Raw genomic sequence first — 14,481 nt, 5'->3', positions numbered from 1 at the left:
TGAGTATATGGTGCCGAGTATATTGGTTGAGCTTGAGGGTATGCCATTGACTGTGAATGGTAAGCTTGATCGTAAAGGATTGCCTGAGCCAGAGTTTTTAAATGAAGATTCTTATGTGGCGCCTACTACTGAACTTGAAACTTCTTTAAGTAATATCTTTGCAGAGGTACTTGGCTTAGAGAAAGTAGGAATAACAGATGATTTCTTTAGAATAGGTGGTAATAGTATCTTAGCTATTAAAATAATTAGCAAAATAAAAAAATTGTTTAAAGATAATATTGATGTGAAGTATTTGTTTGATAATCCAACAATATCAAAAGTAATCTCAGGAGATAAGACCAAAGATAGAGTTTTTGAGGAGATAAAAACAACAAAATATGCTTATCAGCTAAATGATGGTCTTCCAGAAGTAGGAGTATTAGAAAATCTATCTAGAGATGATCGTAACAAGCTGTATATGGCCTTGACTAGAATGAAACAGACAGTTGTTGATGTCTCAAGTAATGTAGGAAGAATCGATGATATCGCTTTATCATGTAATGAGTCCGGAAGTAAGCCTCCAATATTTTGGATACCAGCAACATGGCCCACATTTATTGATTTTTATGATAATCTTGACTCTGAACAGCCATTTTATGGATTTAGCTCATTACACTATTCTAAGTTGAGTGTAAAAGATAGAGTTAAGTTTACAAATCATTTTGCATTTATATATTTTTCAAAGATTAGTCAGATGTGTGATATATCAAAACCTTTCATTATTTTTGGGAACTGTCAAACAGGACCGATTGCTGAGGCCATAGCAGTATATTTTCAGGAATTTTTAGGAGTTTCTCCCTATCTAGTTACATTAGAGTACTGGCCTAAAAAGTATACTGGTAAAATACTGTTACTTTATGGACAAACTGCGTTTAATCCTTTCACTAACTCAGATATTGATCCTAGAACAATATGGGACAAGCAATTTGAGAAATATGCATGGGGAATATTAGAGACTAGGCACGCTCAGTATTTTCAACCACATTGCATAGCTAAGACAGTAAAATATGTTTCAGATTCAATAAATATTATTGAAAATAATATCAAAATAGTGATGACAATTCAAGTTAGAGATGAAGAGGATATTATCAAGTATAATCTGGACTATCATCTGTCTCAAGGTGTAGATTTCTTTATTGTTATGGATAATTTATCAGTTGATGGAACACGAGAGATCCTTAAAGAGTATGAGGCTAGAGGTGTACTTAAATATATCTATCAATCAGAGGATACTCACAATCAACATCAGTGGGTTACAGATATGGCTAGGATGGCTTATATCGAGTATGGAGCTGATTGGGTTATCAATAATGACGCAGATGAATTTTGGTATCCAAAAGATAGAAATAAATCTCTTAGGCAAGAAATTGTCAGACTAATTAATGAAAAATATAATATTGCTGAGGCTCAAAGGACTAACTATGTATATGTGGGTGATACAGCTAGTAAGTTTTATGATAGCATGATTTATAGAGAAGTATCATCTTTAAATCCATTGGGAACAAAACCTCTCCCTCCTAAACAAATGCATATAGGTTGTGATACTGTCAAAATATCTCAAGGTAATCATAAGGTTTCAGAGATACCTAAACCTAAGATTGATAGGGATTCTATTGCAATATTACATTTTCCAGTTCGGACTGAATTACAAATCATAAATAAAATATCTAAAGGCGGGAGAGCATATAAGAATAATAAGGTATTACCAATTTCATCAGGTACTGCTAGAAGGACACTTTATAAAGAGCTGATAACAAAAGGTAGTCTAGACCGTTATATTAAATATTGCTATTATGATGATGGAAGAATAAATCAATCATTAGCAGATAAAACAATAGTTGAGGATACTTGGCTAAGAGATATTCTTCATAGGATAAAAAAGAAAAAAATAAAGCTACATGTTGGTGCACATAAAACAGCTACAACACATATTCAGAGGTTATTACAAAATAGTAATGACTACCTTACCAAAATGGATATTTTATTGTATATTCATGAAGATCTTCTTAAAACTTGGATGCCAAGCTTTATGCAGTATGTAAAAACCAAAGATACTAGCTTATTAGAAAAAGTAGTGCCTATTACAGATTATGATACTTGGATCTTATCAGAAGAGAATATTAGTGGTATATCGTATGATCTTAAATTGTATTCAGGTATATATCCTAATATGCTAGCTAGAATACAAGCTTTTAAAGAGCTCTTTAAAGACTATGATATTCAAGTATTTTTCTCTATACGATCGTATGAAGAGTATTATCGTTCGGCGTATCTTGAGGTTGTCAGAAATCGCGGTTTTATTCCATTTGAAGAATTCTTTTGTGAAGAAAGATTTAAAGATAATACATGGGTAACTGTGATATCTAGCTTGGTAGATGTTTTTCATGGTAGGAATGTTGTGGTATGGTGTTATGAAGATTTTCAAAAATTACAATCAACTATATTGAGAAAAATGACAACACTTAATAATGTTGATAGCCTTATATCATCATATACATCATCTAAAACAAGACCATCGTTATCTGATGAGGCATATAGTATTATCAAGGATGCATATTATCAAGGATGCGCTCTATCTAAAGAAGAAATAGAGGATATAGCAAATAAATATCCAGCTGGAGAAATCTATAAAGCATTTATGCCATTTGATAGTCAGACCATCAAGAAATATCAACAACAATATTTAGATGATATTGATGAGATAAAGAAAAAGCATAGAAATTTGGATTTTTTGTAAATAGAGAGATCAAATGATGATAAGCTTTAAACATAAATTTGTTTTTATAAAAACAAAAAAGGTTGCAGGTACATCTGTAGAAGCTCTCTTGAGGTCAATTTTAGGTGAGAGTGATGTCGTTACGCGAATAACTTTTAGAGATGAGAAGTTTTGTGCTGATAATAGCTGGTTCCCAAGAAATTGGACAGTTCAAAAGGTGTGGATAAAAAGATTTTATAGATAATTATGAATAATAATCTCGATGATATTCCTATAAAAATCAAAGAATTGTCGAAAGAATATGACTTATCGATGAAATTTAAAAATTATATAGACATAGAAAAATTGATGTAAAACTCTATTTGGGAGCGTATTAGAGAGTTTAAAAAAATTACTATAGATAGACATCCATATGATTTTATGATTTCAAAGGTTCTCTATGATAATGCTGCATATAGTGCACAAGGTTCTAATTTTATGCAAGGAAAAGCTGTTGATAACAAAGAGACTTTCGAATGATAGAATAGACGTGGGAAATGTTTAGATTGTTTTATTACTCTACAGGAGTATTAAAAGTAAATTCTACCTTGGCTTGCTTGTAGTTTTTCATATCTTTTGTATAGTACATCCTATATTGATTTCCGGGTGTTAGATCATCAAAAGTTGTTTTTCTCTCACCATCGTATACAACATACTGATTGCTTTTATCTGTAGTGTTCATTAGTACCTCATGTTCAACAGCCTCGATTGGCATATCATTTGGATCATTTGGATCCAAAGTTGTAGCAAAGCCAAGTCGTACTTTTGTAGGAGTGAGCTCCCAGATTGCTCCCTTGTTTACCCAGACCATTTCATATCCCTCAGTCGTAAATAGAACTTCTTTCACCACATCATCATAACCATCAGCTTTAGCTGTAACCGTTAGGGTATATTTAGTATTTGCTTCTAAGTCATCGATAGTGAAAGGACTATTATCTTCTATGCCACTTTTAACGACTTCTCCAGTATCTGTATTAGTTATAGTATAGCCATAATCTATATCTACTGCAGATGGTACAGCATCTTTTGGATATGCTATTACATTAACATTAGCATTTGTATAGCTACTATCTACATTGATATTATAAATATCTAATGCATGCTCTGCAGTGGTTTCAATAGTATTAATAGTTTTTGTGATATCTTTATAACCATCTGCACTTGCTGTGATTACAAGTTTATAACTATGTGAAGACTTTAGATTGTTAAAATCTATATTAAATCCCATATTTGAAGCAACTGTTTGCGTACCTATTTGGACAGGTTTGGAGGAATTAGAGTTACTGTATAGCTCATAGTTATATGTAATCTCAGTATCTTTACCATCAGCAGTTTTTGCGCTGAAGTTTTTGATACTTATACTATTGTAAGTTACAGTTGGGTTTGAACTATTGAAGACTAGAGTGGAAGCTGCTTGTCTAATTATGTCAATATTATTTGTATCAAAATCATATTGTTCCACAAGACCGTTTTCTAAGCTGATATATATACTGTTGTTATCTATTTTAGTTAGATTAACTACCGGTGAACTATAAATATCGTCCTGGATTGTATTCCAGTTACCGCTGGTCGTATTGTAGTATCGAACTGCTCCTGACTCAAAGCCGACTACGATATATCTATCTCCTGATGGGTTACTAATTACTGAGTCTAGTGCAGTAGAGTAATTATCATTAAAACCTTTATGATCTAGCGGTTTTGATAGACATGAAGAGATACTGCCAAACGAATATGAGCTACAAGACGATACATCATATAAATAAATATCATTAGATTGTGTTACATCTTGTAAGATGTATCTTGCAACATCATTAGTACCATCATTTTCTGTGATAATGTTAGAGTAGTCAGTTTCATCAGCCTTAACAGGTAAATTTACTATAGTATTTGAACTAGATTTATCATCATAGAACCTAATTTGTCCCTTTGCTGATTCTATTACTCCTTGTATAGAACTATTGTTAGATCCAAATACAGCAAGATCTTGAGGTTCTAAAGTGGATACTCCATCTGCTACAGTTTTTCTAGTTAACCCCTTTGCTTTAGTTCCAGGAGAAGCAGAATCATATTTTGAAAAATAATTTAAACCATTGTCATCTAACTCTTGAGGTATATTTACTTTGATAAGAGCTCCTGACTGCAAAAGTATATAAAGTGATTTAGGGAAATCAAAATCGCCATCTTTTGCAAACGTGGGTTTCTGATCTATGCTATTGTAATCATAAATCATTTTAACAATAGGTGAGTCAAAAGCAGCAGTTGTAACGGGATCTAAACCATAAAAAAAGCTATTATTGTTTGCTTTCATCAAATATCTAGCATAAAGCTGACCCTTTGGTGTTCCATAGAAGTTTACATAGTCTGCGATATCATTACTACCTTTGTAGAAAGGTGACGACACAGAAAGTGCTGGCTTACCGTCATTCTCTTCATACCAATATGCTTCATTGCCATCAGAAAGATTGGTGCTATACGCTCCTAGGTTAATATTGAATGTAGATGTGTATCCATTTGTTTGCAATATTTTGATTAATGGACTATTATTCTGGATTAAACTTGCTGGTTGATATATTGTTTGGATCTCACCTTGAGATACATCGCTGCCATAACTACTTCCAAAATTTTTCCATGTCTTAGCAAGTTTGTCAGCTATAAGGGTTTCACCCTTACTATTTACTGCAATTATTTTTGAGTCAGGCAGATTTTTGATATAGGTGATAGGAGAAGTTTCTTGATCATCAGCATATAGTACCGTTGATGAACCAATGATTCCCATTGTTAACAATGCAATGCTTGGTATGTTTTTTTTCATGGCTTTTTATTCCTGAAATTTAAGATTGAAAATTAAAAAATATTACGGTGATAAGTCTATATTTTTTTATAAGAGCTAGCAATTATCAAAAAAAAACAATCCTTGTTAAAAATAAACTAATGCAGTGAGTCAAAGTATTGAGATGTCACGATTAATTAAAAAATCATAATAGTTAAATATTATGTGTCAATGAAGTTAGTTGAGTTTATGCATATAATTTTAATTTGGGTATTGCAATGTCAAGAGTTGAATAATAGCAAGTAAGATGTTGATGTGGTACTTTTGACCTGTAGCACATACTCTTTAATTAGCATGGTGTAGAGTTATATAGTTGATGTTATTTATATATTGACTTATAATCGAGTGGTTAAGTTTTAATTTCGTTAATGTTCGATTAATTCGGAGGATAAAGGATGTCGGATTTCACTAAAGATATTGATGTTTTAGAAACTCAAGAGTGGCTTGAGGCTTTTGAAGATGTCATTAAAAGAGAGGGTGCTGATAGAGCTAAGTTTTTATTTGAACAGTTGCTTAGTAAAGGTGCTGAACTTGGTATAGAAAGTGCTTACTCAACAGCAAAAATAAAAAGATATATAAACTCTATAGATGTTTCTGAACAGCCAAATTATCCTGGTGATATGGAGATTGAGCAAAGAATTGAAGCAATAAATAGATGGAATTCAGCAGTAATAGTAGCATCAGCTAACAAAAGAGAAGGTTCTATTGGTGGTCATATTGGTACTGGTGCTGGTGCTATGACTCTATATGAAGTTGGCTTTAACCATTTCTGGAAAGCTCCAAATGAGAATCAAGCAGGTGATTTGATTTTCTATCAAGGACACCTTTCTCCAATAGTATATGCACGTTCATACTTAGAAGGTAGAATAGCAAAATCACAACTAGAAAACTTTAGAAGACAAGCTTTTGATAAAGAGGATGCAGTATCTTCTTATCCTCATCCGTATTTACAGCCTACTTATTGGCAGTTCCCAACGGTATCTATGGGTTTAGGTCCACTTCAAGCTATCTACCAGGCTAGATTTATGAAGTATCTTGAAGCTAGAGGTCTTGCCGAGACTTCAGATCGTCGTGTATGGGCATTCTGTGGTGATGGTGAGATGGATGAACCGGAATCAATTGGTTCTATTACTAGAGCAGGTCGTGAAGGTTTAGATAATCTTATATTTGTAGTTAACTGTAACCTACAAAGACTAGATGGCCTTGTAAACGGTAACGGTAATATTGTTGAAGAGTTAGCAGATGTATTTGCTGGTGCTGGCTGGAATGTTATCAAAGTATTATGGAGTAGTGATTGGGATAGATTACTACAAGATCAAAAAGGCGGCAAAAAGCTTGCTCAAAGATTAAGTGAACTAAATGATGGTCAATTCCACACTATCAAAGCCCATGGTGGTGCAGAGTGTCGTAGAGTAGTATTTAGTGGTGATGAAGATCTTGAAGCATTAGCTAAAGATATGACAGATGAAGATATCCAAGCATTACGTCGTGGTGGTCATGATCCTATCAAGATTTATGCTGCATATAAGAAGGCTATTGAGCAAGCAAATGGTAAACCAACACTTATCCTACCTATGACTGTTAAAGGTTATGGTTTAGGTGAGTGGGGTGAATCTAAGAATATCGCACACAATGTTAAAAAGCTTGATACAGATGCTCTTGAGCATATCAAAAATAGATTTAATGTTCCTGCTACAAAAGAAGATATCGAAAATTATAAACTAGTTTCTTTACCTGAAGATTCTGCTGAGATGAAATATCTTCATGCGAAGAGAGCAGCTTTAGGTGGTTATATTCCAGCAAGATTGGAGAATAAAGAGCCATTAGCTATTCCAACTTATCAAGAGTTTGCAAAAAACTTATTAGAAGATAGTGGTGATAGAGAGTTCTCTACTACTACAGCTTTTGTAAGAATACTATCTCACTTAGCGAAAGATAAGAAATTAGGTAAGCATATTGTACCAATCACGGTTGATGAATCACGTACTTTTGGTATGGAAGGTCTATTCAGACAGTTAGGTATTTATAACCCTAAAGGTCAGCAATATGTACCTGAAGATAAAGAGCAAGTAATGTTCTACAAAGAAGCTAAAGATGGACAAATTTTACAAGAAGGTATCAACGAGCAGGGTGGATTCTGTTCGTGGATAGCAGCAGCTACTTCATATAGTGTGCATAAGGTGCCAATGATTCCTTTCATGATTTACTACTCTATGTTTGGTTTCCAAAGATTTGGAGATCTTGCATGGGCTGCGGGTGACTCTATGGCAAAAGGTTTTGTGATCGGTGGTACTTCTGGTCGTACAACTCTAAATGGTGAAGGCCTACAGCACGAAGATGGTCATAGTCATATTCAAGCTGGACTTATCCCTAACTGTATCTCTTATGATCCTACCTATGCTTATGAGTTAGCTGTAATTCTTGGCGAAGGTATGAATAGAATGTATGTTAAGGGTGAGCATGTTTATTACTACATTACAGTGATGAACGAGAATTATTCTCATAGGGCTATGCCAGCTGGTTGTGAAGAAGGTATTATTAAGGGTCTATATAAGCTAGAAGATACTAAGCCAGCTGACAAGCATGTGCAGCTATTAGGCTCAGGTTCTATATTAAGAGAAGTTGAAGCTGCTGCTAAGATGCTAAAAGATGAATATGGTGTTACTTCAAATATTTGGAGTATGACTTCTGCTAATGAGCTTCATAGAGAAGCTAAAAAAGTAGCAAGAGAAAATATGCTTCATCCAGATGCTGAGAGAAAAGAAAGCTACATCGAAAAATGTTTGAAGAATGAGCAAGGTCCTGTGATTGCCTCTACTGACTATATTAAGCTATATACAGATCAGCTAAGAGAGTTCATGCCACATACTTATGTTAATTTAGGTACAGATGGTTTTGGTAGATCTGATACTCGCGAAGCTCTAAGAAGCTTCTTTGAAGTTGACAGATATCACGTAGTTGTAGCATCTTTATATGCTTTACATTTAGATGGTAAAGTTAAAGCTAGTGAAGTTAAAGATGCGATTAAGAAATATAATATAGACCCAGAGCGTATAGCTCCGTTATATAGCTAATCGGTAAGGAGATATTAATGTCTATAGAGATAGTTAAAGTTCCTGATATCGGGGATTATGATAGTGTAGATGTGATCGAAGTTAATGTTGCTGAAGGTGATGTTATTGCCGAAGAAGATTCTTTGATTACATTAGAAACAGACAAAGCTAGTATGGAGGTTCCATCTCCAGTGGCTGGTAAGATTGTTAAGTTGACTGTAAAAGTTGGCGACAAAGTTTCGCAAGGTTCTGCTATTATGGAAGTTGAGGTTGCAGGTGATGCAACAGCAGCTGAACCTAAGCAAGAAGCTGCTCCAGCGCCACAACAGCAGCAAGCTACAGCAATAGTTGATGTGGAAGTTCCAGATATTGGTGACTATGATAGCGTTGATGTTATCGAAGTGTCAGTAGCGATTGGTGATGAGGTTGCCGAAGAAGATTCTTTGATTACATTAGAAACAGATAAAGCTAGTATGGAAGTACCATCTCCAGTTGCTGGAAAAGTTGTTGAGATTATCACAAAAGTTGGTGATAAGGTTTCTCAGGGTAGCTTAATATTGAAAGTTGAAACTGGGGCAAGTGCTTCAGCAACTACACAAGCGCCAGCACAACAAGTTGTAGCTGCACAGTCAGCTACTGAAGAGGTTGTAGATGTCAAAGTTCCAGATATTGGTGATTATGATAGTGTTGATGTTATCGAAGTATCAGTGGCTGTTGGTGATACAATTGCTGAAGAAGATTCTTTGATTACATTAGAAACTGACAAGGCTAGTATGGAGGTTCCATCTCCAGTAGCTGGTGAAGTTGTTGAGATTATCACAAAGGTTGGTGATAAAGTTTCTCAGGGTAACTTGATTCTTAAAGTCAAAACAAAAGGTTCGGCTCCAGTTGCAGCTCCTAGTCAGCCAGCTAGGCAAGAAGCACCTAAGCAAGAGTCTAAACCGGTAGCGCCTGCTCCAGCTCAAACTAATGTTAATGAGTATGCGGTAGATAATTCTAATGCTCATGCTTCTCCAGCAGTGAGAAAGCTAGCTAGAATTTTAAATGTTGATTTAAGCAAGGTCAAAGCTACAGGTCGTAAAGGACGTGTGAGTAAAGAAGACTGTTATAACTATATCAAGCATGCAGTAACACAAGTTCAAACTGGTAAAGTTGCTGCTAGTGGCAATGGTTTAGATCTTTTAGATGATCCAGTAGTAGACTTCGCTAAGTTTGGTGAGATTGAAACTCAACCGTTGACTCGTATCAACAAAATTAGTGCAAAAAATCTGCATAGAAACTGGGTTAAGATTCCTCACGTTACGTTCTATGATGATGCAGATGTTACTGACTTAGAAGAGTTTAGAAAATCCAAGAAAGCATTTTCTGAGAAAACAGGTATTAAGATTACTCCATTATCATTCTTGGTCAAAGCTGCTGCAGTAGCTTTACAAGAGTTCCCTAGAATGAATAGTTCACTATCAAATGATGGTGAAAACTTAATATTGAAAAAATACTACAATATCGGCTTTGCTGCTGATACTCCAGCTGGTCTAATGGTTCCGGTTATCAAGGATGCTGACAAAAAAGGTATTGTTGAAATATCAAAAGATATTATGGAATTGGCTGGTAAAGCGCGTGATGGTAAACTAGGTGCCAAAGATATGACTGGTGCTACATTTACTATCTCTAGTATAGGTGTACTTGGAACTACAGCATTTACACCAATTATTAATATGCCAGAAGTAGCGATTATGGGTGTATCTAAGACTGCTGTTAAACCAGTGTGGAATGGTAAAGAATTTGAACCTAGAACTATGTTGCCTTTATCTATGTCAGCTGATCATAGAGTAATTGATGGTGCATTAGCTGCTAAGTTCTTAACAAGATATAGTCAGATTCTTTCTGATTTACGTGAAATCATAATGTAAACGCGGAGTTTTAAAAAATGAGTGATATTAAAACACAAGTTGTAGTTTTAGGTAGTGGTCCTGGTGGATATAGCGCAGCTTTCAGAGCAGCTGACTTAGGATTAGAAGTTGTTTTAGTAGAAAGATATGAAAATATCGGTGGTGTATGTCTAAATGTTGGTTGTATTCCATCAAAAGCACTTCTTCATATTGCTAAAGTTATTAATGAGGCTAGACACTTAGCTGCTGATGGTATCATCGAAATGGGTGATATGAAAATCAATAAAGACAAAGTTCTTAAGTATAAGAATGATGTTGTAAGCAAGCTTACTGGCGGTCTAAAAGGTATGGCTCAGATGAGAAAAGTAAAAATCGTACAAGGCTACGGTAAATTTACATCTGATAAAGAGCTTGCTGTAGAAGCTGCTGATGGTAAGATTACAAAAATCACTTTTGATAATTGTATTATTGCTGCAGGTTCTAGTGTAATTAATCTACCATTTGTTCCAAAAGATGAGAGAATTATTGACTCTACTGGCGCTCTTGAAATGAAAGAAATTCCTGAAACTATGCTTGTGGTTGGTGGTGGTATCATTGGTCTTGAGATGGCACAAGTTTATTCTGAACTTGGTACTAAGATTACAGTTGTTGAGTTTGCTGATCAGCTTATGAACGGTGTTGATAAAGACATGGTCAAAGCTTATGAGAAGATGAATAAGAAATATGAAGTTCGCCTAAAAACTGGTGTTACAGCTGTGGAAGCTAAGAAAGATGGCATCTATGTAACAATGGAAGGCGATCATTCAGCTAAAGATGAGCGTTATGATAGAGTTCTTATGGCAATTGGTCGTAAGCCTAATGGTAAATTAATCGATGCAGAAAAAGCTGGTGTTAAAGTTGATGAAAGAGGTTTTATTCCTGTAGATAAACAACTTCGTACAAATGTACCACATATTTTTGCAATTGGTGATATCGTTGGTCAACCTATGCTTGCTCATAAAGCTGTACCTGAAGGAAGAACTGCTGCTGAAGTTATTTCTGGTTTAAATCATAGTTTTGATCCTTTAGTAATTCCTTCAGTTGCTTATACTGATCCTGAGGTTGCTTGGGTTGGTGAAACTGAGACTTCTGCAAAAGCAAAAGGCATCAAGTATGAGAAGGGTGTATTCCCATGGGCTGCTAGTGGTAGATCACTAAGTATTGGTAGATCAGAAGGTATGACTAAAGTTCTATTTGATGAAAATCATAGAATCATTGGTACTTCTATTGTTGGTACTAATGCTGGTGAACTTATTTCTGAAGCAGCACTTGCTATTGAAATGGGTTGTGATGCTGAAGATATAGCTCTTACAGTTCATCCACATCCAACTCTTTCTGAGAGTTTAATGATGGCTACAGAAGTATTTGAAGGTACTGCAACAGATCTTCCTCCTCAGAAAAAGAAAAAATAATTAAAATTTATATTTCTAGCTAATTTTTCTAAAAAACATTCACTTTTCCATCTCATTTTATAAATCTATTTGTAACTGAAATGTTATTAGTATATTTTCATTAGTAATATATGGTTATCAAAAGTAAATATGGCAAATATAAATAAAGAAAAGTTATCAGCACCATTTTGGGTTGTTTGGATTATAGAATTTTGGGAGCGCTTTGGTTATGGAGGTGTTTTTGCGATCTTGGTAGCTTTTTTATCGGATGGATTAGGCTTTTCTGAAGAGAAATCTACAATTGTTTTTACATCGTATGGAGCTTTTTCTTATGGTTTATTAATTATTGGTGGATTTGTCGGAGATAGGTTACTTGGTCCTCGTAAGACTATTATTGTTGGGGCTATTGTGCTTGCTCTTTCTTATGCGGGTTTGGCATTTGCGACTGCAAGTTCGATATATTTTTGTCTAGCTGGTCTAATTGTTGGTAACTCGCTATTTAAGGCTAATCCAACCTCACTAATCTCTAAGATGTTCGATAGAGACAGTCAGATGATTAATGTAGCAATGACATTGTATTACTTTGCGATTAATGTTGGTGCGATTTTAGCGATGTTAATGGTACCCGTGTTGTCTAAGGTGTATGATAGTTATTCGTTAGGCTTTATGATTTGTTCACTAGGTGTGATTATAGGTTTATCTAATTTCTTAATCTTTTATACAATTGTCAGAAAGGTACCAAGTCCGATTGATAACAAACCTTCAAGCAAAAAATATATTCCTTTGGTATTTATATTTGCAGCTATTTTCACATATGTTCTTGGCTTAATTATCTCAAATAATTTAGTAAGCTCGATCATTGCTTATTCGGTAGTCGTGCTAGGTTTTATATATTTTATTTTTATTGCGTTTGCTCAAGATTCAAAGGTTGCAAGAAACAAGATGCTTGTAGCATTAGTATTGATAATCCAAGCAGTGGTATTTTTCTCATTATATTTTCAGATGCCAACATCAATAGCATTATTTGTTAAGCATAATGTTGATAGGACGCTATTTGGGTTCGAGATTCCATATTCTTCTTATGTGTTATTAAATCCATTATTTATTGCATTATTGACACCATTGTTGATGTATCTTTTTAAGAAATTCCCAAGTACACATGCTACTAAATTTACTATTGGAATGTTTTTGTGTTCTTTGGCATTTTTCACATTGTATGCAAGTAAGATTAGTGCTGTAGCAGGATTTACATCATCGTGGTGGCTAGTCCTATCGTATGCGCTTCAGTCAGCATCAGAGGTTTGTATAGCTGCTATTGGTTTAGCAATGATTACTCAGTTATCTCCAATTAGTATCTCAGGCACCGCTACAGGTGTTTGGTTTTTAGCATCCATGCTGGGCGGCAAAATTGCTGGAATACTAGGTAGTATGACCGCAGATAGCAATGATAGCGCAAGAACAGTTTTACAGAGCTTAGATATTTACACCAATAATTTTATGATAATAGGTGTCGTGGTATTAATTTGTGCTATTTTGATGCTGATTTTAGTGCCTAAGCTTAATAGGGTTATAAAGTCATAGGTGCTTTTGTTAGATATCTGCTTAATGCTTTGATAATATATTATTTTAGTGATTTGGATTATGTATCCAATGAACTATCAAGCTGATTCAGACTATAAATGAAAATGTAAGTAATAAATACCATATTATGTTTTTGCAACAATTAGGTTACTGATAGCTACTTATTTATATTGTTTGTAAAAATTGTTTTATTAGATAGAGGAAATACAAGTTTACTCTAGGAGGAAGTAATGAATTGGTCAGATGTTTTAGCTGCTGAAAAGCAAAAGGACTATTTTAAGGCTATATTGGAGTTTCTTGCGAGTGAAACAAAGTCTGGTAAGATTATATTTCCAAATAAAGCAGATATCTTTAATGCTTTTAAGTATACTGAATTTGATAATCTAAAAGTAGTAATTCTAGGGCAAGATCCTTATCATAATTATAACCAAGCACATGGTCTTGCTTTTTCTGTAGAACAAGGAGTTGAAGTTCCTCCATCACTGCGTAATATTTACAAAGAATTAGAGCGAAGTATCTCGGGGTTTAAAGCTCCTAATCATGGTTGTCTTACATCTTGGGCTCAGCAGGGCGTGTTTCTCCTAAATACAACTCTTACTGTAGAAGCTCATAAGGCTAATTCACACAAAGATATTGGATGGGAGATTTTCACAGACACTGTAATACAAAAGATATCTGATAATAAAACAAATGTTGTGTTTATGCTATGGGGTTCACATGCTCGCAAGAAAAAAAACCTTATTGATGCTACTAAACACTTAATTCTGGAGTCATCACACCCATCACCATTATCTGTATATAGAGGATTTGAGGGTTGTGATCACTTTGTAAAAGCTAATCAATATTTGACTTTAAAAGGTCTCGATATTATAGATTGGAGATTGTAAGAAAGTTACTCTAAGAA

The 14,481-nt window shown here is 34.5% G+C and carries 8 protein-coding genes; 7 read left to right on the top strand and 1 reads right to left on the bottom strand.

Annotated elements, in window-relative coordinates; translation table 11 throughout:
* Together ACKTR7_RS06395 and ACKTR7_RS06390 are read left to right on the top strand one after the other, a co-directional pair.
* A partial coding sequence (locus ACKTR7_RS06395; protein ID WP_407877533.1) for a glycosyltransferase family 2 protein occupies nucleotides 1-2,776 on the top strand: 2,776 nt, incomplete at its 5' end.
* Between the two features lie 16 nt (nucleotides 2,777-2,792).
* A complete protein-coding gene (locus tag ACKTR7_RS06390; protein ID WP_407877532.1) occupies nucleotides 2,793-2,999 on the top strand; it encodes a hypothetical protein in 207 nt (68 codons plus the stop codon).
* Nucleotides 3,000-3,308: 309 nt separating this feature from the next.
* Here ACKTR7_RS06390 and ACKTR7_RS06385 read toward each other — a convergent pair whose 3' ends face one another.
* A complete protein-coding gene (locus ACKTR7_RS06385; RefSeq protein ID WP_407877531.1) occupies nucleotides 3,309-5,606 on the bottom strand; it encodes a hypothetical protein in 2,298 nt (765 codons plus the stop codon).
* 413 nt (nucleotides 5,607-6,019) lie between these two features.
* Here ACKTR7_RS06385 and aceE point away from each other — a divergent pair, with 413 nt between their 5' ends.
* The 5 genes from aceE (at nucleotide 6,020) to ung (ending at nucleotide 14,464) form a co-directional block, all read left to right on the top strand.
* Nucleotides 6,020-8,698, top strand: coding sequence for a pyruvate dehydrogenase (acetyl-transferring), homodimeric type (aceE, locus tag ACKTR7_RS06380; protein ID WP_407877530.1), 2,679 nt, complete (start codon nucleotides 6,020-6,022; stop codon nucleotides 8,696-8,698).
* Nucleotides 8,699-8,715: 17 nt separating this feature from the next.
* Nucleotides 8,716-10,587, top strand: coding sequence for a pyruvate dehydrogenase complex dihydrolipoyllysine-residue acetyltransferase (gene aceF / locus ACKTR7_RS06375; RefSeq protein ID WP_407877529.1), 1,872 nt, complete (start codon nucleotides 8,716-8,718; stop codon nucleotides 10,585-10,587).
* A 17-nt stretch (nucleotides 10,588-10,604) separates the two neighbouring features.
* A complete protein-coding gene (gene lpdA / locus ACKTR7_RS06370) occupies nucleotides 10,605-12,017 on the top strand; it encodes a dihydrolipoyl dehydrogenase (protein ID WP_407877528.1) in 1,413 nt (470 codons plus the stop codon).
* Between the two features lie 129 nt (nucleotides 12,018-12,146).
* Nucleotides 12,147-13,577 (top strand): peptide MFS transporter, encoded by a 1,431-nt coding sequence (locus tag ACKTR7_RS06365; RefSeq protein ID WP_407877527.1) that lies wholly within the window; start codon nucleotides 12,147-12,149, stop codon nucleotides 13,575-13,577.
* A gap of 230 nt (nucleotides 13,578-13,807) precedes the next feature.
* A complete protein-coding gene (ung, locus tag ACKTR7_RS06360) occupies nucleotides 13,808-14,464 on the top strand; it encodes a uracil-DNA glycosylase (protein ID WP_407877526.1) in 657 nt (218 codons plus the stop codon).
* Nucleotides 14,465-14,481: the final 17 nt, after the last annotated feature.

It is taken from the genome of Francisella sciaenopsi, from assembly GCF_045862875.1.
GTDB classification, from domain to species: domain Bacteria; phylum Pseudomonadota; class Gammaproteobacteria; order Francisellales; family Francisellaceae; genus Francisella; species Francisella sciaenopsi.
This window is presented reverse-complemented; position numbering and strand designations above follow the sequence as displayed.